Origin of the sequence: Streptococcus mitis (assembly GCF_003943905.1) — a bacterium.
Lineage (GTDB): Bacteria > Bacillota > Bacilli > Lactobacillales > Streptococcaceae > Streptococcus > Streptococcus mitis_BC.
Map to the genome: position 1 here is coordinate 93,728 of NZ_RJNS01000001.1, position 20,699 is coordinate 114,426.

At 40.8% G+C, this 20,699-nt stretch carries 21 protein-coding genes and 2 pseudogenes; 18 read left to right on the plus strand and 5 right to left on the minus strand.

The features are described from left to right. Window positions 1-139: 139 nt before the first annotated feature. From D8854_RS00495 to D8854_RS00510, 4 genes are read left to right on the plus strand one after another with little or no spacing between them, the layout of a single operon-like run. Window positions 140-1,399 (plus strand): UDP-N-acetylglucosamine 1-carboxyvinyltransferase, encoded by a 1,260-nt coding sequence (locus D8854_RS00495; protein WP_049479008.1) that lies wholly within the window; start codon window positions 140-142, stop codon window positions 1,397-1,399. A 15-nt stretch (window positions 1,400-1,414) separates the two neighbouring features. Next, a complete protein-coding gene (locus D8854_RS00500; RefSeq protein ID WP_125448932.1) occupies window positions 1,415-1,966 on the plus strand; it encodes a GNAT family N-acetyltransferase in 552 nt (183 codons plus the stop codon). Further along, window positions 1,959-3,236, plus strand: a complete 1,278-nt coding sequence (spxR, locus tag D8854_RS00505) for a CBS-HotDog domain-containing transcription factor SpxR (protein WP_125448934.1) — start codon at window positions 1,959-1,961, stop codon at window positions 3,234-3,236. Before D8854_RS00500 ends, spxR begins: the two co-directional genes overlap by 8 nt. Window positions 3,237-3,251: 15 nt before the next feature. Beyond that, window positions 3,252-4,112: a methionyl aminopeptidase gene (locus D8854_RS00510; protein ID WP_125448936.1), complete on the plus strand. Its 861-nt coding sequence runs from the start codon at window positions 3,252-3,254 to the stop codon at window positions 4,110-4,112. 81 nt (window positions 4,113-4,193) lie between these two features. On the opposite strand, the pseudogene D8854_RS00515 reads toward D8854_RS00510, so the two are convergent. After that, window positions 4,194-4,331: pseudogene (locus D8854_RS00515) on the minus strand (transposase); the annotation flags it as partial. Window positions 4,332-4,474: 143 nt separating this feature from the next. On the opposite strand from D8854_RS00515, the gene ccdA2 (D8854_RS00520) reads away from it, so the two are divergent. From ccdA2 (D8854_RS00520) to D8854_RS00550, 7 genes are all read left to right on the plus strand, one after another. Next, window positions 4,475-5,185 (plus strand): thiol-disulfide oxidoreductase-associated membrane protein CcdA2, encoded by a 711-nt coding sequence (gene ccdA2, locus D8854_RS00520; protein WP_057489438.1) that lies wholly within the window; start codon window positions 4,475-4,477, stop codon window positions 5,183-5,185. A gap of 13 nt (window positions 5,186-5,198) precedes the next feature. Next, a complete protein-coding gene (locus D8854_RS00525; RefSeq protein ID WP_057489437.1) occupies window positions 5,199-5,762 on the plus strand; it encodes a redoxin family protein in 564 nt (187 codons plus the stop codon). Window positions 5,763-5,771: 9 nt separating this feature from the next. Beyond that, complete coding sequence (gene msrB / locus D8854_RS00530; protein WP_125448938.1) at window positions 5,772-6,884, plus strand: peptide-methionine (R)-S-oxide reductase MsrB; 1,113 nt, start codon at window positions 5,772-5,774, stop codon at window positions 6,882-6,884. 70 nt (window positions 6,885-6,954) lie between these two features. Beyond that, window positions 6,955-7,692: a response regulator transcription factor gene (locus tag D8854_RS00535; protein ID WP_125448940.1), complete on the plus strand. Its 738-nt coding sequence runs from the start codon at window positions 6,955-6,957 to the stop codon at window positions 7,690-7,692. Then, entirely contained in the window at window positions 7,689-9,380 is a 1,692-nt protein-coding gene (locus tag D8854_RS00540) for a cache domain-containing sensor histidine kinase (RefSeq protein ID WP_125448942.1), read from the plus strand. The genes D8854_RS00535 and D8854_RS00540 overlap by 4 nt, the downstream gene beginning before the upstream one ends. Before the next feature lie 109 nt (window positions 9,381-9,489). Further along, on the plus strand, window positions 9,490-10,053 hold the full coding sequence (locus tag D8854_RS00545; protein ID WP_185768048.1) for a TIGR01440 family protein: 564 nt from the start codon (window positions 9,490-9,492) through the stop codon (window positions 10,051-10,053). 55 nt (window positions 10,054-10,108) lie between these two features. Beyond that, the gene (locus D8854_RS00550; RefSeq protein ID WP_125448946.1) at window positions 10,109-10,636 is read left to right on the plus strand and encodes an AAA family ATPase; all 528 of its coding nucleotides are present in this window, start codon (window positions 10,109-10,111) and stop codon (window positions 10,634-10,636) included. A 363-nt stretch (window positions 10,637-10,999) separates the two neighbouring features. On the opposite strand, the pseudogene D8854_RS00560 reads toward D8854_RS00550, so the two are convergent. Further along, a pseudogene (locus tag D8854_RS00560) lies at window positions 11,000-11,233 on the minus strand (IS5/IS1182 family transposase); the annotation flags it as partial. Window positions 11,234-11,451: 218 nt separating this feature from the next. Here D8854_RS00560 and ccdA2 (D8854_RS00565) point away from each other — a divergent pair. Next, window positions 11,452-12,159: a thiol-disulfide oxidoreductase-associated membrane protein CcdA2 gene (ccdA2, locus tag D8854_RS00565; RefSeq protein WP_025168927.1), complete on the plus strand. Its 708-nt coding sequence runs from the start codon at window positions 11,452-11,454 to the stop codon at window positions 12,157-12,159. A gap of 12 nt (window positions 12,160-12,171) precedes the next feature. Beyond that, entirely contained in the window at window positions 12,172-12,717 is a 546-nt protein-coding gene (sdbB, locus tag D8854_RS00570) for a thiol-disulfide oxidoreductase-associated lipoprotein SdbB (protein WP_000755588.1), read from the plus strand. Window positions 12,718-12,750: 33 nt separating this feature from the next. Here the strand turns inward: sdbB and pbp3 are convergent, their stop codons facing one another. Then, window positions 12,751-13,995, minus strand: a complete 1,245-nt coding sequence (gene pbp3, locus D8854_RS00575) for a D-alanyl-D-alanine carboxypeptidase PBP3 (RefSeq protein WP_000720661.1) — start codon at window positions 13,993-13,995, stop codon at window positions 12,751-12,753. Between the two features lie 104 nt (window positions 13,996-14,099). Between pbp3 and D8854_RS00580 the strand changes: the two genes are divergently transcribed. From D8854_RS00580 to ffh, 5 genes are all read left to right on the plus strand, one after another. Next, on the plus strand, window positions 14,100-15,215 hold the full coding sequence (locus D8854_RS00580; protein WP_000489832.1) for an AI-2E family transporter: 1,116 nt from the start codon (window positions 14,100-14,102) through the stop codon (window positions 15,213-15,215). Between the two features lie 238 nt (window positions 15,216-15,453). Beyond that, a complete protein-coding gene (tuf, locus tag D8854_RS00585; RefSeq protein WP_001040719.1) occupies window positions 15,454-16,650 on the plus strand; it encodes an elongation factor Tu in 1,197 nt (398 codons plus the stop codon). 141 nt (window positions 16,651-16,791) lie between these two features. Next, entirely contained in the window at window positions 16,792-17,124 is a 333-nt protein-coding gene (locus tag D8854_RS00590) for a putative DNA-binding protein (RefSeq protein ID WP_000402069.1), read from the plus strand. A 2-nt stretch (window positions 17,125-17,126) separates the two neighbouring features. Beyond that, window positions 17,127-17,342, plus strand: coding sequence for a hypothetical protein (locus D8854_RS09870; protein ID WP_000535217.1), 216 nt, complete (start codon window positions 17,127-17,129; stop codon window positions 17,340-17,342). 17 nt (window positions 17,343-17,359) lie between these two features. Further along, a complete protein-coding gene (gene ffh, locus D8854_RS00600; protein ID WP_125448948.1) occupies window positions 17,360-18,931 on the plus strand; it encodes a signal recognition particle protein in 1,572 nt (523 codons plus the stop codon). A gap of 80 nt (window positions 18,932-19,011) precedes the next feature. Here ffh and D8854_RS00605 read toward each other — a convergent pair whose 3' ends face one another. Both D8854_RS00605 and D8854_RS00610 read right to left on the minus strand, forming a co-directional pair. Continuing rightward, window positions 19,012-20,010, minus strand: coding sequence for a sensor histidine kinase (locus D8854_RS00605; protein ID WP_125448950.1), 999 nt, complete (start codon window positions 20,008-20,010; stop codon window positions 19,012-19,014). Beyond that, window positions 20,000-20,683, minus strand: a complete 684-nt coding sequence (locus D8854_RS00610; protein WP_125448952.1) for a response regulator transcription factor — start codon at window positions 20,681-20,683, stop codon at window positions 20,000-20,002. Before D8854_RS00610 ends, D8854_RS00605 begins: the two co-directional genes overlap by 11 nt. Between the last annotated feature and the right edge of the window lie 16 nt (window positions 20,684-20,699).

A 20,699-nucleotide genomic window follows, 5' to 3' on the forward strand; every position in this document is an offset into this window, starting at 1 on the left:
TTCAGGCTGAAAAGCTTGAGTGATAGGTCTTTTTTTATCAAAATGAGATGGTATTTAGTAAATAGGAATGGGAAAAAACTGAAAATTATGGTATAATAGAACGAAAAGACCTTTTTAGTAAATTTTGAAAGAGTAAAACATGAGAAAAATTGTCATCAATGGTGGACGTCCATTGCAAGGTGAGATCACCATTAGTGGTGCTAAAAATAGTGTTGTAGCGCTTATTCCAGCTATTATCTTATCAGATGATATTGTCACTTTAGATTGTGTTCCAGATATTTCAGACGTTGCTAGTCTTGTCGAAATCATGGAAATTATGGGGGCGACTGTTAAGCGTTATGAGGATGTCTTGGAGATTGATCCAAGAGGTGTTCAGAACATTCCTATGCCTTATGGCAAGATTAATAGCTTGCGTGCTTCTTATTATTTCTACGGAAGTCTTTTAGGTCGCTTTGGTGAAGCTACAGTTGGACTTCCTGGTGGATGTGATCTGGGACCTCGTCCGATTGATCTTCACTTAAAAGCCTTTGAAGCCATGGGTGCTAAGGTCAGCTATGAGGGAGATAATATGAATTTATCTGCCCAAGGTAAGGGGCTTCATGGCGCAAGTATTTACATGGATACCGTTAGCGTTGGAGCAACGATTAACACCATGATTGCTGCGGTTAAAGCTAAGGGACGCACTGTCATTGAAAATGCGGCTCGTGAACCGGAAATTATCGATGTTGCTACCCTTTTGAACAACATGGGGGCCCATATTCGTGGTGCAGGAACTGATATTATCATTATTGATGGTGTCGAGAAACTTCATGGAACGCGTCACCAAGTAATCCCAGACCGTATCGAAGCTGGAACCTATATTTCACTTGCTGCAGCGGTAGGAAAAGGAATTCGCATTAACAACGTTCTCTATGAACACTTAGAAGGCTTTATCGCTAAACTAGAGGAAATGGGCGTTCGTATGACGGTCTCAGAAGACAGCATCTTCGTTGAAGAACAGTCTGGTTTAAAGGCCATCAATATCAAAACTGCTCCCTATCCAGGGTTCGCAACCGATTTGCAACAGCCTATAACTCCGCTATTACTGACTGCGCAAGGTCGTGGAACCATTATTGATACGATTTATGAGAAACGTGTTAATCATGTCTTTGAGTTAGCAAAAATGGATGCGGATATTACGACTACAAATGATCACATTATCTACAACGGTGGTCGTAAGTTACACGGGGCAAGTGTAAAAGCTACAGACTTGCGAGCTGGTGCTGCACTTGTCATCGCTGGCTTGATGGCTCAAGGCCAGACTGAAATTACGAATATTGAGTTTATCCTTCGTGGCTACTCAGATATTATTGAAAAATTGCGTAGTCTTGGAGCGGATATTACACTCGTTGAAGACTAAGCCGTTGAGGTGATTATGAATATTTGGACCAAATTAGCAATGTTTTCTTTTTTTGAAACGGAGCGCTTGTATTTGCGTCCTTTCTTTTTTAGTGACAGTCAAGCGTTTTTCGAGATTGCTTCAAACCCTGAGAATTTACAGTTTATTTTTCCCAGTCAAGCAAGTTTGGAAGAAAGTCAGTACGCCCTTGCTAACTATTTTATGAAGAATCCTCTAGGGGTTTGGGCTATTTGTCTCCAAGGAAATCAGGAAATGATTGGTTCCATTAAATTTGAAAAAATCGATGAAATCAAAAAAGAAGCAGAGATTGGTTATTTCTTAAATAAAGATGCTTGGTCACAAGGTTTTATGACAGAAGTGGTTACCAAGCTTTGTCAGCTTTCCTTTGAAGAATTTGGTTTAAAACAATTATCCATCATCACTCATTTGGAAAATCAAGCTAGTCAAAAAGTAGCCTTAAAATCGGGCTTTAGCCTCGTCCGACAGTTTAAGGGAAGCGATCGCTATACACGAAAAATGAGGGACTATCTTGAATTTCGAAACATAAAAGGAGAATTCAATGAGTAAACACCAGGAAATTTTGTCCTATCTGGAAGAGTTACCAATTGGGAAGAGAGTTAGTGTACGCAGTATTTCCAATCACCTAGGTGTTAGTGACGGAACAGCCTACCGAGCTATCAAAGAAGCTGAAAATCGTGGCATCGTTGAAACTCGGCCACGTAGTGGAACCATACGAGTCAAGTCCCAGAAAGTGGCTATTGAGCGGCTAACCTATGCTGAAATTGCTGAAGTCACCTCTTCTGAAGTTTTAGCTGGTCAGGAAGGGCTTGAGAGAGAGTTTAGTAAATTCTCCATTGGGGCTATGACAGAGCAAAATATCCTGTCCTATCTCCATGATGGTGGTCTTTTGATCGTAGGTGACCGTACTCGAATTCAACTTTTAGCTCTGGAAAATGAAAATGCGGTGCTTGTAACGGGTGGTTTTCATGTGCACGAGGATGTACTAGCTCTTGCCAATAAAAAGGGTATTCCTGTTTTACGAAGCAAGCATGATACTTTTACAGTGGCGACCATGATCAATAGAGCTTTGTCAAATGTGCAGATTAAGACAGATATTTTAACAGTTGAAAAGCTCTATCGTCCAAGTCATGAGTATGGTTTCTTAAGAGAAACAGACACAGTGAAAGATTATCTAGACTTGGTACGCAAGAATCGAAGTAGTCGTTTCCCAGTTATTAACCAACACCAAGTGGTTGTGGGAGTTGTTACCATGCGTGACGCAGGAGATAAATCCCCCAGCACGACGATTGATAAGGTGATGACACGTAGTATCTTTGTAACAGGATTAGCGACCAATATTGCCAATGTCAGTCAACGAATGATTGCAGAAGATTTTGAGATGGTTCCCGTTGTCAGAAGTAACCAAACCTTGCTCGGTGTCGTAACACGACGAGATGTCATGGAAAAGATGAGCCGTTCCCAAGTTTCTGCTTTGCCGACCTTCTCAGAGCAAATCGGGCAAAAACTCTCTTATCATCATGATGAAGTCGTTATTACTGTTGAGCCCTTCATGCTGGAGAAAAATGGTGTCCTTGCTAATGGAGTCTTGGCTGAAATCCTCAACCATATGACCCAAGACCTCGTTGTCAATAGTGGACGTAATCTCATCATTGAACAGATGTTGATTTATTTCTTGCAGGCTGTACAGATAGATGATACTCTGCGGATTCAGGCTCGGATTATTCACCACACGAGACGTTCAGCTATTATTGATTATGATATTTATCATGGTCATCAGATTGTTTCAAAAGCAAATATTACGGTTAAAATTAATTAGAATCTAGGAGAAAAAATGATAACTTTAAAATCAGTACGTGAAATCGAAGCCATGGACAAGGCTGGTGATTTCCTAGCAAGTATCCATATCGGCTTACGTGATTTGATTAAGCCAGGCGTGGATATGTGGGAAGTTGAAGAGTACGTTCGTCGACGTTGTAAAGAGGAGAATTTCCTTCCTTTACAGATTGGTGTGGATGGTGCTGTCATGGATTACCCCTATGCCACTTGTTGCTCTCTAAATGACGAAGTGGCTCACGCTTTTCCACGTCATCACATCTTGAAAGATGGCGATTTGCTCAAGGTTGACATGGTACTGGGTGGCCCGATTGCCAAATCTGACCTCAATGTATCTAAACTCAACTTCAACAATGTTGAGCAAATGAAAAAATACACCCAAAGTTATACTGGTGGTTTAGCAGACTCATGTTGGGCTTATGCGGTTGGTACACCGTCTGAAGAAGTGAAAAACCTGATGGACGTGACCAAGGAAGCTATGTATAAAGGAATTGAGCAAGCAGTTGTTGGCAATCGTATCGGTGATATCGGTGCAGCCATTCAAGAATACGCTGAAAGTCGCGGTTATGGTGTCGTTCGTGATTTGGTTGGTCATGGTGTTGGTCCAACAATGCATGAAGAGCCAATGGTTCCTAACTACGGTATTGCAGGCCGTGGACTCCGTCTCCGTGAAGGAATGGTACTAACCATTGAACCCATGATTAATACTGGTGACTGGGAAATTGATACAGATATGAAGACTGGCTGGGCTCATAAGACTATAGATGGCGGCCTGTCTTGCCAATATGAACACCAGTTCGTGATTACCAAAGACGGTCCAGTTATCTTGACTAGCCAAGGTGAAGAAGGAACTTATTAAAAATGAAGGGAGCTCGTACCGCCCCCAAAAAGTTAGACAGAAAAAATCAGCTCTTTGTCAACTGTAGTAGGTTGAAGTCAGCTAAGATCGAGAAAGGACGAATTTCGTCCTTTCTTTTTTGATGTTGAGAGCGATGAAAATCCTTTTATTGAAGTTCTCAAAGTTCCGAAAACCAAAGGCATTTCGTTTGATGAGTTTAATGAGGTTATTAGTCGCTTTTCATTATAAATCTTATGGGACTTTTTTGTGCCAGATTTCTAAATAAACTGATTAAATTCCTATTTTTCCCTATCATTGTCCCTGTTTTTTCTGGAGTTTTGGAGCTATAATAGACCTATCAAATCAAAGAATGGAGGAAGGCAATGGACAATGCAATCTTTTTTATCAGTGTTTTTCTTGCTGGAATTCTTTCCTTCTTTTCTCCTTGTATTTTACCCTTGTTGCCAGTCTATGCGGGGGTCTTGTTGGATTATAAGAATGATGCTCAGGCTTCTAGTGGAAAATTTTCAATCTCACTTGTTAGTTTATTGCGAACTTTGGCCTTTATAGCGGGGATTTCCTTTGTTTTTATCTTACTGGGCTATGGAGCTGGTTTTTTAGGCAATTTGCTGTATGCTTCTTGGTTTCAGTATGTGACGGGTGCGATTATCATTCTCTTGGGCTTGCACCAGATGGAAGTTTTACATTTGAAGGGGCTCTACAAGGAGAAAAGGCTACAATTAAAGAGACAGGGTCAAAACGCTAACGGCTATAGTCAGGCATTTTTACTGGGGTTAACCTTTAGTTTTGCTTGGACGCCGTGTGTAGGGCCGGTTCTGGGGTCTGTTTTGGCCTTAGCAGCTTCAGGTGGCTCAGGTGCTTGGCAGGGAGCTGGTCTCATGTTGGTTTACACGCTGGGTTTGGCGCTACCATTTTTAGTTCTAGCTCTCGCCTCCAGCTATGTTTTGAAACATTTCCGAAAACTGCATCCTTACCTCGGAATCCTCAAAAAAGTCGGTGGTTTCCTCATTATCGTGATGGGAATCTTGGTGCTTTTGGGAAATGCTTCCATTTTGACTACATTATTTGAATAGAGAGGAAAAAGAAATGAAAAAATGGCAAACATGTCTCCTTGGAGTTGGCTCAATCTGTTGTTTGGCAGCCTGTTCGGCTAAAAACATGTCAGACGAGTCTACTATGAAGGAGCAAACGAAAACAGAACAAGTCAGTTCGCAAACTGCGACTAAAGGTCAGGCGGTTGCTGATTTTGAACTGATGGGAGTAGATGGTAAGACCTATCGTTTGTCTGATTATAAGGGCAAGAAAGTCTATCTCAAATTCTGGGCTTCTTGGTGTTCCATCTGTCTAGCCAGCCTTCCAGATACGGACGAAATCGCTAAGGATGCTGGTGATGACTATGTAGTTTTGACAGTGGTCTCTCCTGGTCATAAGGGGGAGCAATCTGAAGCGGACTTTAAGAATTGGTACAAGGGCTTGGATTATAAAAATTTTCCAGTTCTAATTGATCCATCAGGCAAACTTTTGGAAAGTTATGGTGTCCGTTCCTACCCGACTCAAGCCTTTATAGACAAGGAAGGCAAGCTGGTCAAAACACAACCAGGTTTTATGGATAAGGATATGATTTTAAAAGAATTGAAAGAAATGGGGTAGAGAAAGGCTATGAATGATAAAGTAAAACTTTTTGTCTTGGCAGGGGTTATTCTCCTAGTCCTAACCGGTTTCTATTTTCTATTGATGCGAAATGCAGGGCAGACAGATAGCTCGCAAATTGAGAAAGCATCCGTTAGCCAAGGAGGAAAAACAGTGAAAAAAACAGAAATTAGTAAAGACGCAGACTTGCACGAAATTTATCTAGCTGGAGGTTGTTTCTGGGGAGTGGAGGAATACTTCTCACGCGTGCCTGGAGTGACAGATGCCGTTTCAGGCTATGCGAACGGTAGAGGGGAAACAACCAAGTACGAATTGATCAATCAAACAGGACATGCGGAGACTGTCCATGTCACCTATGATGCTAATCAAATTTCCCTCAAGGAAATCCTGCTTCATTACTTCCGCATCATTAATCCAACCAGCAAAAATAAACAAGGAAATGATGTGGGGACCCAGTACCGTACTGGCGTTTATTACACAGATGAAAAGGATTTGGAGGTAATCAACCAAGTCTTTGATGAGGTGGCTAAGAAATACGACCAACCTCTGGCAGTTGAAAAGGAAAACTCGAAGAATTTTGTGGTGGCGGAGGATTATCACCAAGACTACCTCAAGAAAAATCCAAATGGCTACTGTCATATCAATGTTAATCAGGCTGCCTACCCTGTCATCGATGCCAGTAAATATCCTAAACCAAGCGATGAAGAATTGAAAAAGACCTTGTCACCTGAGGAGTATGCAGTTACCCAGAAAAATCAAACAGAACGAGCTTTTTCAAACCGCTATTGGGATAAATTTGAATCCGGTATCTATGTGGATGTGGCAACTGGTGAACCCCTCTTTTCATCAAAGGACAAGTTTGAGTCTGGTTGTGGCTGGCCTAGTTTCACCCAACCAATCAGCCCAGATGTTGCTACCTACAAGGAAGATAAGTCTTACAATATGACACGCATGGAAGTGCGGAGCCGAGTTGGAGATTCTCACCTTGGCCATGTTTTTACGGATGGACCACAGGACAAGGGTGGCTTACGCTACTGTATCAATAGTCTCTCTATCCGATTTATTCCCAAAGACCAAATGGCAGAAAAAGGCTATGCCTATTTACTAGATTATGTCGATTAAGAAGTCTTTCCTAAGCAGTTAGAGGAGAATTTTGCTATACTGATACTAGTAAGTGGTAAAGGAGCAGAGCATGACCTACACAATCTTAATCGTAGAAGATGAGTATCTGGTAAGACAAGGCTTGACCAAGCTGGTCAATGTAGCAGCCTACGATATGGAAATCATCGGTCAGGCTGAAAATGGAAGACAGGCTTGGGACTTGATTCAAAAGCAGGTGCCAGATATCATTTTAACCGATATTAACATGCCTCAGCTGAATGGCATCCAGTTGGCTAGTCTGGTACGAGAAACCTATCCTCAGGTTCACCTAGTTTTTTTGACAGGTTACGATGATTTTGAGTATGCCTTGTCTGCTGTCAAACTCGGTGTGGATGACTACTTGCTCAAGCCCTTTTCGCGTCAGGATATTGAGGAAATGTTAGGGAAAATCAAGCAAAAACTAGACAAGGAAGAAAAGGAAGAGCAGTTACAAGATTTATTAACTGATAAGTTTGAGGGAAACCTGGCCCAGAAAATCCAGTCCCATCTGGCTGACAGTCAATTTAGTTTAAAGAGCTTGGCCAGTGATTTGGGCTTTAGTCCGACTTATCTGAGCTCCTTGATTAAGAAAGAGTTGGGGTTGCCTTTTCAGGATTATCTAGTGAGAGAACGTGTCAAACAAGCCAAGCTCTTGCTTTTAACTACAGATCTGAAGATTTACGAGATTGCAGAAAAGGTTGGTTTTGAAGATATGAACTACTTTGCCCAACGCTTTAAACAGATTGCAGGTGTGACACCTCGTCAGTTTAAGAAGGGGGAAGGTCGATGAAGCGCTCTTCTCTTTTAGTCAGAATGGTTATTTCCATCTTTCTGGTATTTCTCATTCTCCTAGCTGTGGTTGGGACTTTCTACTATCACTCTAGTTCTTCAGCCATAGAGGCTACCATTGAAGGCAATAGCCAAACGACTATCAGCCAGGCTAGCCACTTTATCCAGTCCTATATCAAAAAATTAGAAACAACCTCGACTAGTTTGACCCAGCAGACGGATGTCCTAGCCTATGCTGAGAATCCTAGTCAAAACAAGGTCGAGGGAATCCGAGATCTATTTTTGACCATCTTAAAGGTAGACCAGGACTTGAAAACGGTTGTGCTGGTGACCAAATCCGGTCAGGTCATTTCTACAGATGACAGTGTGCAGATGAAAACTTCCTCAGATATGATGGCTGAGGACTGGTACCAAAAGGCTATTCATCAGGGGGCTAAGCCCGTTTTGACACCAGCTCGTAAATCAGACAGCCAGTGGGTTATTTCTGTCACTCAAGAACTTGTTGATGCGAAGGGAGCCAATCTTGGCGTGCTTCGCTTGGACATTTCCTACGAAACTCTGGAAGCCTATCTCAACCAACTCCAGTTGGGGCAGCAGGGCTTTGCCTTTATCATCAATGAAAACCATGAATTTGTTTACCATCCTAAACACACAGTTTACAGTTCGTCTAGCGAAATGGAGGTCATGAAACCCTATATTGAGACGGGGCAGGGCTATACGCTGGATCACCAATCCTACGTTAGTCAGGAACAGATTGCAGGAACAGATTGGACGGTTATAGGCGTGTCTTCGTTGGAGAAATTAGACCAGGTTCGGAGTCAACTCATGTGGACCTTGCTTGGTGCTAGTGCCTTATCTCTTCTTGCCTGTCTCTGCTTGGTGTGGTTCAGTCTCAAACGCTGGATTGCTCCTTTGAAGGATCTGAGAGAAACCATGCTGGAAATTGCTTCTGGGACTCAAAATCTTCGTGCCAAGGAGGCTGGCGCCTATGAACTGAGAGAAGTGACTCGCCAGTTTAATGCCATGTTGGATCAGATTAATCAGCTGATGGTAGCTATTCGCAGGCAGGAAGAAGCGACCCGGCAGTATGAACTTCAAGCACTGTCGAGCCAGATTAACCCCCATTTCCTCTATAACACCTTGGACACTATCATCTGGATGGCTGAGTTTCAGGATAGTCAGCGAGTGGTTCAGGTGACCAAGTCCTTAGCAACCTATTTCCGCTTGGCGCTCAATCAAGGAAAGGATTTGATTTCTCTTTCTGATGAAATCAATCATGTCCGCCAGTACCTCTTTATCCAGAAACAACGCTATGGTGATAAGCTGGAGTATGAGATTGCTGAAGATCCTGCTTTTGATAACCTAGTCTTACCCAAGTTGGTGTTACAACCCCTTGTAGAAAATGCTCTTTACCATGGCATTAAGGAGAAGGAAGGTCAGGGCTATATTAAAGTCTCTGTTCAGAAACAGGATACAGGGCTTGTCATCCGCATTGAGGATGATGGTGTTGGTTTCCAAGCTGCTGGCGATAGTAGTCAAAGTCAGCTCAAACGTGGGGGAGTTGGCCTTCAAAATGTCAACCAACGACTCAAACTTCATTTTGGAGAAAATTACCAGATGAAGATCAATTCTGCACCCGAAAAAGGGACGACGGTTGAAATATACATCAATAAAATAGCAATTAGCTAACTCCCAGTATATTCTGGGAGTTTTGCTTTTTAAAATCAGAATGATTAGTTGGCCTTGATAAAATCAGTAAAAAAAGATATGATAGATAGTGACAAAAGAGGTATCAAGTATGAAGGGAAAAGACATTCAAAGAGCAACAAGCCAGATTGTTGAAGATGTTTTGGAGAAGGCTGGATTGTGTGAAGGAAGCCTCTTTGTCCTAGGTCTATCTTCTAGCGAAGTTTTAGGTGGTCAGATTGGCAAGGAATCCAGCCAAGAAATTGGGGAAATCATTGTGAAGACCATTCTAGATATCCTAGAGAAAAAAGGGATTCATCTAGCTGTTCAAGGTTGTGAACATGTCAATCGAGCCCTCGTCGTTGAACTTCAGGTGGCAGAGCAGTTTGGTCTTGAAATCGTCAGTGTCCTTCCTACACTTCATGCAGGAGGTTCGGGTCAGTTGGCAGCCTTCAAGTTTATGCAGAATCCAGTTGAGGTTGAATTTATCAAGGCTCATGCGGGATTGGATATCGGAGATACCGCAATTGGTATGCATGTCAAGCATGTACAGGTTCCGATTCGACCAGTTTTGCGTGAGATTGGCCATGCCCATGTAACGGCTCTAGCTAGTCGTCCCAAACTCATTGGAGGTGCGCGTGCGCAGTATCCTGAAGACTTCATAAGAAAGTCATAAGTGGGCTGAAAGTTATCGTAAGTTAGAGATATTTCAAGTATGTAGAGGTATAAGGTTGGAAAATTGTGTTTATATTATTTCAGGTCCCCCAGGCGTTGGAAAGAGCACCGTCAGCAAAGAGTTGGCCTATTCTTTTGACAAAAGTGCAGTTATAGAGGGCGACATGATTTACTTAATGATTAAAGGAGGTCTCGTAGCTCCTTGGGAGGATGATGGATTTTTCATGGATTTATTCTGGGATAATATCATCAGTCTGACCAATAATTTCTTGGATCGTGGCATTACTGTCGTGATAGAGTATGTCATATTTGAAGAGCAACTGAAGAAAATTGCAGCCTTCTTAAAAGAAAAACGAATTAAGCTAAAATATTGTGTCCTAATGGCTCAAGAAGAAACCTTGAAAGAGAGAGACTCTTCTCGAAAAGAAATTGAGAGAACAGGCGATTTATCAATCCAAGCAAGAAAAGAGTTTCTAGCTAAAAATAGTGATAAACATCATTTTCTATTCACGGATGATTTAGATATCAAGGAAACGGTAAACATCATTAAAACTTCAAATCAATTTTTAATTTCTGAACAGTAAAAGACATGGAGAGTAAGGGTATAGAAACCAAGACTCTCCTTTTTTTGTTGAATTCTTGTGCAAAGTACTCCAAACAAGACCATCTTTTACAAGAAGAAGGTGGGCTATCTGATGGAAATTGCCAAAAATAGAAAAAAGCAACTTAGAGAAGATTTTTAGTTATGGAAATCAATAAACAAAGCTGGATTTAGCTGTTCTAGGTTGGCCTTTTTGTGCTATACTTAGGATATGCATAGAAAAACAGTGATTGATTTTAGGGCTTTGGGTGAGAGATACACCTTTACCCAGCCCATCAGAGAGTTAAAAACGAGAGATTTATCAGAAGTGGCAGACTTGTTGGCACAAGTGGAAAGCTACCAAGAGCATGGAACGGATACCGTAGAAACATTGGATGAGAGGGATTTTAACCAGCATAACAGGGTCTAAACTAGGACGACCTTTATCTTCAGAATAAGTATCTGCGACTAAGTCATAGATGAAGGAAAAATCGATCACTTGCTCAACCTGACGAAGAAAATGGGCTTGCGGAACGAGTTCATCTAGCGTGTAAAAACCAACTTGATTGCGGTTATATTCGAGATTTTCTTTGTGAAACATAGGAAATACCTCACAACTTTTCTTACCTCTATTATACGACTTTACACAAAGAAAAGCCCTTAGAAATTTGTAGTCTAAGGACTTTGTCTTCAATCTGAGGAGCTTAGCTCCTTTTTTTGTGTTAAGTTTAGATAAAATAGACAAGCGTAGCAAAGTTGTCACAAATTTTTTCTTTTGTAGTAAAATAAGATTAGAATTTTGTGAAAGTAGGTAATTCGTTGGAGTCGATTATATTTCTAGTGTCCGTTTTTTTAGCTGGTGTTTTGTCCTTTTTTTCACCCTGTATCTTCCCTTTGCTGCCAGTCTATGCTGGTATTTTACTGGATGATCACGGAAATTCGAAAAGTTTTCGCTTTTTGGGAAGAGACGTCGCCTGGTCAGGCTTAATTCGGACCTTGTGCTTTATTGCAGGAATCTCCCTCATTTTCTTTATTTTGGGATTTGGAGCTGGATTCCTAGGGCACATGCTCTATGCAGACTGGTTTCGTTATGCTATGGGGACAGTCATTATTCTTTTAGGGCTTCACCAGATGGAAATCTTGCATTTCAATAAACTGGAAGTTCAAAAGACAGTCACCTTCAAACAATCAAAGTCAAATCACTATCTATCAGCCTTTTTGCTTGGGATAACCTTTAGTTTTGGTTGGACCCCTTGTATCGGACCAGTTTTGAGTTCGGTCTTGGCTCTTGCAGCTTCAGGAGGGAATGGTGCTTGGCAAGGAGCTATACTAACCTTAGTGTACACATTGGGAATGGCTCTACCTTTCCTTGTTCTGGCCTTGGCTTCGGGATGGATCATGCCCTATTTTAGCAAATTAAAACCCCATATGATCCTACTAAAGAAAATCGGGGGAGCTTTGATTATTTTGATGGGATTATTATTAATGCTAGGGCAGTTAAATGCCTTGTCAGGAATTCTTGGATAAAAGGAGAAAAAGATGAAAAAAGTTATTTTTGCTGGATTGAGCCTCATGTCTCTATTCTTGTTGATTGCCTGTGGTGAAAAAGAAACCAAACAAACGGAAAATCCTAAACAGTCTACTGTACAGCAAATCGCGGTCGGTAAGGATGCGCCAGACTTCACCTTGCAGTCTATGGATGGCAAAGAAGTGAAACTATCGGACTATAAAGGGAAAAAGGTCTATTTAAAATTCTGGGCTTCTTGGTGTGGACCTTGTCGAAAGAGTATGCCCGAGTTGATGGAATTAGCTGCAAAACAAGATCGAGACTTTGAAATCCTAAGTGTCGTTGCACCAGGTCTACAAGGTGAAAAAACAGTTCAAGACTTTCCAAAATGGTACCAAGAACAAGGCTACAAGGATATACCAGTTTTATATGATACGCAAGCAACTACCTTCCAAGCCTACCAAATTCGTAGTATTCCAACAGAATACTTAATTGACAGCCAAGGAAAAATCGGAAAAATCCAATTTGGAGCTATTAGCAATGCAGATGCGGAAGCAGCATTTAAAGAAATGAAATAAAATAAAGAAAAAATCGCGATTCTTCGCGATTTTTTATAGTTTTTCATTGATAAAGCGGATAAATTGATTCCACCAAACTTTTAAGAAGAAGGCTTTTTCAATTTTCTTTTCAGCGACCATTTCAAAAGAAGGTTTTTCAGAAGTGAGATAACCTTGACCGACCAAATCTTGGTCATCATAGGTTAGATGACCAACAACAGTTTCAGCTTCTAGTGGCGCTGTCTCGGCCTTGGTTTTTGGAGTAAACTGCAGGCTTGATGATGCTCGACTTCCCAATCGTTGTATGACAGTGATATCAGATTTAGCAACAGCAGTTACGGTATCTTCCTTCCCATCAAGTACAGAAACTTTGCTATCTTTGTAGGCCTCTCCCTTCTGGACAATCGTTTTGAGAGCATAATTAGATGTTATATAGTCCAAAAGAGAAGAAGTAGCAGTAAAGCGAGCGTAAGGATTACTGTTTTGCTGGTCAGCGTTTAAGACAACTGTGATAATTCGCATACCTTTTTCGGTAGTTGTTCCAACGAAAGAAGCTCCCGCCTTGTCTGTTGTACCAGTTTTGAGCCCATCAACTCCACCTCGATATGCTGGCATCCCTTCCAACATATAGTTAGTAGAGTGAATTTCCATACCAGCAAATGTTGATGAAGATTTCTTGGTGATTTCTAAAACTTGAGGGTAATCTCTGATGAGGTTTCGAGCGATGATTGCAACATCGTAAGCACTTAGTTTGTTTTCCTCATCCTTTTTAGAACCAGGATAGATATTATTTCCCAGTGTTTCGTTATTAAGTCCAGTAGTATTGACAATAGTAGCATCTTGGATACCCCATTCAAGAAGTTTCGCCCTCATCTTGTCAACGAAGTCTTTCTCTGAACCAGCAATTTTTTCAGCAAGAGCAATGGCTGCACTATTGGCACTTGATACTAGAGTTGCTTCCAATAATTGTTCCACTGTATACTTGCGCGCTTCCATAGGGACGTTACTCGCCTCAGAATTAGTTGTAAGTTTGTAAGGATAGTCCGAAATATCAACGGGTGTAGACAGACTGATGGTTCCTTGTTCCAAGGCTTCATAGACTAGGTAGACAGTGAGAATCTTGGTGATAGAAGCAATTTCTACAGGCTGATTTGCATCTTTCTCGTAGAGGATTTTTCCAGTTGTAGCCTCGACAGCAATGGCATGTTTAGCAGCAACGTCAAAATCTTGCGCAGATACAGTGGGGATGGCTGTACCAAAAATGATAAGAGTTAGTAAGGTTAAAATTATTTTCTTCATAGTAGTTTTATTCTATCACAAAGCGAAAAAATATTCTCGTTTTTATAGCAAAGCCATCTTATCTTTTTGAAGAATTATGGTAAAATAGAAAGAAGGAGGCGCCTATGTTCCGTAGAAACAAGTTATTTTTTTGGACAGCTGAAATTTTACTATTAACTCTTATTTTCTACCTTTGGAGAGAGATGGGAGCGATTGTCACACCTTTTGTGATGGTAGCTAATACCATTATGATTCCATTTTTGCTCGGAGGATTTTTCTATTACCTGACAAATCCCATCGTAACATTTCTAGAAAAGAAATGTAAAGTCAATCGTTTGATAGGTGTGCTCATCACTCTTTGTGCCTTGATTGGTACAATAGTAGTAGGGGTAGTCTACTTGCTACCGATTTTGATCAATCAGTTGACAAGCTTGATTATTTCTAGCCAGAATATCTATAGCCGCTTGCAAGATTTGATATATGATTTATCAATGAATCCAATCTTTCAAAATATTGATATTCAAAAAACCATTCAACAGTTGAATTTATCTTACGTTGATATTTTACAAAATATTCTCAACAGTGTGAGCAATAGTTTAGGCAGCGTTCTTTCAGCCTTGTTTAGTACAGTTTTGATTCTCATTATGACACCAGTCTTTTTGATTTATTTCTTGCTTGATGGTCATAAATTCCTTCCGATGTTGGAACGAACAATCCTAAAACATGATAAATTAAACTTCTCCAGTCTCTTGAAGAATCTGAACGCCACTATCGCACGTTATATCAGTGGGATTGCGATTGATGCTGTTATTATCGGATGTTTGGCTTATATTGGATACAGTACGATAGGGTTGAAATATGCTCTAGTCTTTGCTATTTTTTCTGGTTTGGCAAATCTGATTCCTTATGTTGGACCAAGTATCGGTCTGATTCCTATGATTATTGCCAATGTCTTTACTGATCCGCACAGAGTTCTCATTGCAGTAATTTATATGCTGATTATCCAACAGGTGGATGGGAATATCCTCTACCCTCGTATCGTTGGAGGGGTTATGAAGGTTCATCCAATCACCATTCTGGTCCTTCTCTTACTTTCTAGCAATATTTATGGTGTTATCGGAATGATTGTAGCAGTGCCAACATATTCTATCCTAAAAGAAATTACTAAGTTCTTGGCGAAATTATATGAAAATCATAAAGAAGCCAAAGAAAAAGAACTGGAAAAATCAGAATCAATCTAAAAATCAGGGAGACCTGATTTTTTTGATAAAAAGACTTGAGGTTAGACTGGTCAAAAGTGTTTTAAATGATTCTGTTGGAGAAGGAAAAGAATGGGAAATTATGAGATTTAGAATAATTCACAAAATGTGTGTAAAACACTTGCAATTTAGCTGAAATTTGATAAAATAGTAAGGAAAGTTAGACTGTATTGCCTACTGTCTATCTATAAAATATATTTTATTGGAGGCTTTTACTCAAATGGCAAAAGAAAAATACGATCGTAGTAAACCACACGTTAACATTGGTACTATCGGACACGTTGACCACGGTAAAACTACCCTAACTGCAGCTATCACAACTGTTTTGGCACGTCGCTTGCCTTCAGCAGTTAACCAACCTAAAGACTATGCGTCTATCGATGCTGCTCCAGAAGAACGCGAACGCGGTATCACTATCAACACTGCGCACGTTGAGTACGAAACTGAAAAACGTCACTATGCCCACATCGACGCTCCAGGACACGCGGACTACGTTAAAAACATGATCACTGGTGCCGCTCAAATGGACGGAGCTATCCTTGTAGTAGCTTCAACTGATGGACCAATGCCACAAACTCGTGAGCACATCCTTCTTTCACGTCAGGTTGGTGTTAAACACCTTATCGTCTTCATGAACAAAATCGACTTGGTAGACGACGAAGAATTGCTTGAATTGGTTGAAATGGAAATCCGTGACCTCTTGTCAGAATACGACTTCCCAGGTGACGATCTTCCAGTTATCCAAGGTTCAGCTCTTAAAGCTCTTGAAGGTGACTCTAAATACGAAGACATCATCATGGAATTGATGAACACTGTTGATGAGTACATCCCAGAACCAGAACGTGATACAGACAAACCATTGCTTCTTCCAGTCGAAGACGTATTCTCAATCACTGGACGTGGTACAGTTGCTTCAGGACGTATCGACCGTGGTACTGTTCGTGTTAACGACGAAATCGAAATCGTTGGTATCAAAGAAGAAACTCAAAAAGCAGTTGTTACTGGTGTTGAAATGTTCCGTAAACAACTTGACGAAGGTCTTGCCGGAGATAACGTAGGTGTCCTTCTTCGTGGTGTTCAACGTGACGAAATCGAACGTGGACAAGTTATCGCTAAACCAGGTTCAATCAACCCACACACTAAATTTAAAGGTGAAGTCTACATCCTTACTAAAGAAGAAGGTGGACGTCACACTCCATTCTTCAACAACTACCGTCCACAATTCTACTTCCGTACTACTGACGTTACAGGTTCAATCGAACTTCCAGCAGGTACTGAAATGGTAATGCCTGGTGATAACGTGACTATCGACGTTGAGTTGATCCACCCAATCGCCGTAGAACAAGGTACTACATTCTCTATCCGTGAGGGTGGACGTACTGTTGGTTCAGGTATGGTTACAGAAATCGAAGCTTAATTCGATTTAGTTCCCAGAAGAACAATTATTTAAGTCAGACACTAAAAGAATCTTGCTTTGCAAGGTTCTTTTTTTCTTCTTGCTCTATTTGAAGTGTCTCCACTCTAGCAGTATAATCGTTTTTTTGGTATAATAAAGGTTATGGAAATCGAAAAAACCAATCGCATGAATGCACTTTTTGAATTTTATGCCGCGCTCTTGACGGACAAGCAGATGAACTATATTGAGCTTTATTATGCAGATGACTACAGTCTTGCTGAGATTGCTGAAGAGTTTGGTGTCAGTCGTCAGGCTGTTTATGATAATATCAAGCGGACAGAAAAGATTCTAGAAGATTATGAGATGAAACTGCACATGTACTCGGACTACATTGTTCGCAGTCAGATTTTTGACCAGATCTTAGAGCGTTATCCCAAGGATGAATTTCTGCAGGCGCAGATAGAAATTTTAACAAGTATTGACAATCGGGAGTAATCATGGGCAGTCTAGTTATTTATCAAGGATTACCTTGCAAACTATTAGCCGCAGAGGAACCATTTCCTACTCGACTACAGATTATCTCGCCCAATGATATCTCCAAAGCTATGAAAATAGGTTTTAGCTGTTGGGGATATCCAAATGAAATCATGAAAGAAATCACACCCGAAGAACTTGAGTGTTTGCAACATTTCGGACGATTTCCACTGAATTGAGTAAATAGGAGAAAAAAATGGCATTTGAAAGTTTAACAGAACGTTTACAGAACGTCTTTAAAAATCTACGTAAAAAAGGAAAAATATCTGAGGCTGATGTCCAAGAAGCGACCAAAGAGATTCGCTTGGCCTTACTGGAGGCCGACGTTGCCTTGCCTGTTGTAAAGGACTTTATCAAGAAGGTTCGTGAACGTGCAGTAGGACACGAGGTCATTGATACCCTCAATCCTGCCCAACAGATTATCAAAATTGTTGATGAGGAACTGACAGCTGTTTTAGGTTCTGATACGGCTGAGATTATCAAGTCACCTAAGATTCCAACGATTATCATGATGGTCGGTTTGCAAGGGGCTGGTAAAACAACCTTTGCCGGTAAGCTAGCCAACAAACTCAAGAAGGAAGAAAATGCCCGTCCATTGATGATTGCGGCGGATATCTATCGTCCAGCTGCCATTGATCAGTTGAAAACACTTGGACAGCAAATTGATGTTCCTGTCTTTGCACTTGGAACAGAAGTACCAGCTGTTGAGATTGTTCGCCAAGGTTTGGAGCAAGCGAAGGCCAATCACAACGACTATGTCTTGATTGATACGGCAGGGCGTTTGCAGATTGACGAACTCCTCATGAATGAGCTTCGTGACGTAAAAGCCTTGGCTCAACCAAACGAAATTCTGCTCGTAGTTGATGCCATGATTGGTCAAGAAGCAGCCAATGTTGCCCGTGAGTTTAATGCTCAGTTAGAAGTGACTGGGGTCATCCTTACCAAGATTGATGGGGATACTCGTGGCGGTGCTGCTTTGTCCGTTCGCCATATCACTGGTAAACCTATCAAGTTCACTGGTACGGGTGAAAAGATCACGGATATTGAAACCTTCCACCCAGACCGTATGTCTAGCCGTATCCTTGGTATGGGGGATATGCTCACTTTGATTGAGAAAGCTTCTCAGGAATACGATGAGCAAAAAGCCCTTGAAATGGCTGAGAAGATGCGTGAAAACACCTTTGATTTCAATGATTTCATCGATCAATTGGATCAGGTGCAAAACATGGGGCCAATGGAAGATTTGCTTAAGATGATTCCAGGTATGGCTAACAATCCAGCCCTTCAAAATATGAAGGTGGATGAGCGCCAGATTGCTCGTAAACGTGCCATCGTATCTTCGATGACTCCTGAGGAGCGTGAAAATCCTGATTTGTTAAATCCAAGTCGTCGCCGTCGTATCGCTGCAGGTTCTGGAAATACCTTTGTCGAAGTCAATAAATTCATCAAGGACTTTAATCAGGCCAAACAGCTCATGCAAGGGGTCATGTCTGGTGATATGAACAAGATGATGAAACAAATGGGCATCAATCCAAATAACCTCCCTAAAAATATGCCAAATATGGGCGGGATGGATATGTCTGCCCTTGAAGGAATGATGGGACAAGGTGGCATGCCAGATATGTCAGCTCTTGGAGGAGCTGGAATGCCAGATATGAGCCAGATGTTTGGTGGCGGACTTAAAGGTAAAATCGGTGAATTTGCCATGAAACAGTCTATGAAACGTATGGCCAACAAGATGAAAAAAGCTAAGAAAAAACGCAAATAAAAAGGGAAGCAGAAGTGCTTTCCTTTTTTATATAAAATATGTACTTTCTATGATTAGGTAATTTTCTTAATCAAAAATTACTAAATAGAAAGAGTGATTTCAAATCCTTGCATCCATTCGGATTTTACTGTGATTTCGATTTTTAAAGCATCTGCTAATTGTTTGACCAGATAGAGACCCATGCCTGTTGATTTTTTCCTTGTCTCTCCTGAATCACCTGTAAAGCCTTTTTCAAAGATATGAGGGAGGTCGCAAGCTTTAACTCCGCAGCCATTATCCCTAATAATCAGACTTGTGCGCCCCTTGTCTCTTGACATAGAAATACTGAGTTTGGGCTTGTCAGAGCTGTATTTAAGGGCGTTGGCGAGGATTTGGGAGAGGATAAATTCAAAACTGCGTTGATCAGTGTAGCAGGTTCCTTGTATATTTTCTAGCTGAATCGTAAAATTCTTTTCTTTGAGCAAGGGATCAAAGTTTTCCAAAAGATCTTGGATACATTCTTTTAGGTCAAGGTCATCAAATAGAAAATCATTTTTCTCACTTTTCACCCTATAGTAGAATAGGATTTGTGATACATTTCCTTGAATTTGATTTTTCACATAGTCCAACTTAAATGCTGTATCCTTCGGCAGTTGGTCGCTTTGGTTGTCCAAAAGGAGGGAAAGAAGCGATAGAGGGAGTTTAATCTCATGTGCCCATTTTTCAACATAGTCCTCGTACTCGGCTAGTAATGAGTTGAGCTTTCCTATTTCAGTCTGCTTTTGATAAAGTGTATCTGCCATTTGTTCAATGCTTTCTTTCTCTGAGGCACTTGATAAATGCAATAATTCAAGCTCAGTATCGATCTTAGGATTGGCTATAAAGGATTTATAGGCAGCGGATTTTTTTCTTTCTTTTCTTATCAGTAGGAATGATAGGATGAAAAAGAGCAGGACGGTGGCTAAAATATAGAGAAGGAAGAGGGATTGAAACATTCTCACATCTGAGAGCCAAAGCAGGACAGCTGTAAATAGATCAAATGCTAAGAGAACAAGTAACCAAGGTAGGTAAGTAGCTAGATATTTTAGATTATGTTTCATCTGGACTTACCTCTTCTAGCTTGTAACCAATACCTCTAACGGACTTGACTTGAAGGGCAATACCAGCCTGTTTCATCACCTTTTTTAGCCTTGCAATGTTTACTTGTAGGGCATTTTCATCGATAAACTCAGTTGTATTCCACAGTTTCATGCTTAGTTCTTCTTTTGTGACGACAGAATCAGTTGCCACTAATAAGGTTTCTAACAATTTCCCTTGATTTTGGGGGAGTAAAATCGAGTGTCCATTGATATAAAGGGTATAGGTCTGTCTATCCAGTAGAAAATTATCTTTTTCAAGCAAATTTTGTCTACCTTCATAGCGTTTCAAAATGTTTTCTATGCGTGCCAAGAATCTTTCTTTCTTGAAAGGCTTTGTTAAGTACTCGTCTGCCCCTAATTTCAGGGCGTAAATTTCATCTCTTAGTTGTTCACGGGAGGTGAGAACCAATATGGGAACAGAGCGTTTGGACTTGAGATTTTTACAAATTTGAAAACCTGTTTCTCCTGGCAAATTCAAATCCAGTATGATTAGATCCGTATCGTATTGTAGCACTTGCTGGCTTGTATCTTTGAAGTCAGTCAACTTATCAACTTGATAACCCGCTTTCTCTAACAAGATGACAATTTCATCTCGAATCAAGGCTTCATCTTCAATAACCAGAATATGCTTCATATCGGTTCCTCCTTTT

What these genes read in the sequence shown, in the direction of transcription:
- D8854_RS00495 (WP_049479008.1), top strand. Translation starts at nt 140, where the DNA reads ATGAGAAAAATTGTCATCAATGGTGGACGTCCATTGCAAGGTGAGATC.
- D8854_RS00500 (WP_125448932.1), top strand. Translation starts at nt 1,415, where the DNA reads ATGAATATTTGGACCAAATTAGCAATGTTTTCTTTTTTTGAAACGGAG.
- spxR (WP_125448934.1), top strand. Translation starts at nt 1,959, where the DNA reads ATGAGTAAACACCAGGAAATTTTGTCCTATCTGGAAGAGTTACCAATT.
- D8854_RS00510 (WP_125448936.1), top strand. Translation starts at nt 3,252, where the DNA reads ATGATAACTTTAAAATCAGTACGTGAAATCGAAGCCATGGACAAGGCT.
- ccdA2 (WP_057489438.1), top strand. Translation starts at nt 4,475, where the DNA reads ATGGACAATGCAATCTTTTTTATCAGTGTTTTTCTTGCTGGAATTCTT.
- D8854_RS00525 (WP_057489437.1), top strand. Translation starts at nt 5,199, where the DNA reads ATGAAAAAATGGCAAACATGTCTCCTTGGAGTTGGCTCAATCTGTTGT.
- msrB (WP_125448938.1), top strand. Translation starts at nt 5,772, where the DNA reads ATGAATGATAAAGTAAAACTTTTTGTCTTGGCAGGGGTTATTCTCCTA.
- D8854_RS00535 (WP_125448940.1), top strand. Translation starts at nt 6,955, where the DNA reads ATGACCTACACAATCTTAATCGTAGAAGATGAGTATCTGGTAAGACAA.
- D8854_RS00540 (WP_125448942.1), top strand. Translation starts at nt 7,689, where the DNA reads ATGAAGCGCTCTTCTCTTTTAGTCAGAATGGTTATTTCCATCTTTCTG.
- D8854_RS00545 (WP_185768048.1), top strand. Translation starts at nt 9,490, where the DNA reads ATGAAGGGAAAAGACATTCAAAGAGCAACAAGCCAGATTGTTGAAGAT.
- sdbB (WP_000755588.1), top strand. Translation starts at nt 12,172, where the DNA reads ATGAAAAAAGTTATTTTTGCTGGATTGAGCCTCATGTCTCTATTCTTG.
- pbp3 (WP_000720661.1), bottom strand. Translation starts at nt 13,995, where the DNA reads ATGAAGAAAATAATTTTAACCTTACTAACTCTTATCATTTTTGGTACA.
- D8854_RS00580 (WP_000489832.1), top strand. Translation starts at nt 14,100, where the DNA reads ATGTTCCGTAGAAACAAGTTATTTTTTTGGACAGCTGAAATTTTACTA.
- tuf (WP_001040719.1), top strand. Translation starts at nt 15,454, where the DNA reads ATGGCAAAAGAAAAATACGATCGTAGTAAACCACACGTTAACATTGGT.
- D8854_RS00590 (WP_000402069.1), top strand. Translation starts at nt 16,792, where the DNA reads ATGGAAATCGAAAAAACCAATCGCATGAATGCACTTTTTGAATTTTAT.
- D8854_RS09870 (WP_000535217.1), top strand. Translation starts at nt 17,127, where the DNA reads ATGGGCAGTCTAGTTATTTATCAAGGATTACCTTGCAAACTATTAGCC.
- ffh (WP_125448948.1), top strand. Translation starts at nt 17,360, where the DNA reads ATGGCATTTGAAAGTTTAACAGAACGTTTACAGAACGTCTTTAAAAAT.
- D8854_RS00605 (WP_125448950.1), bottom strand. Translation starts at nt 20,010, where the DNA reads ATGAAACATAATCTAAAATATCTAGCTACTTACCTACCTTGGTTACTT.
- D8854_RS00610 (WP_125448952.1), bottom strand. Translation starts at nt 20,683, where the DNA reads ATGAAGCATATTCTGGTTATTGAAGATGAAGCCTTGATTCGAGATGAA.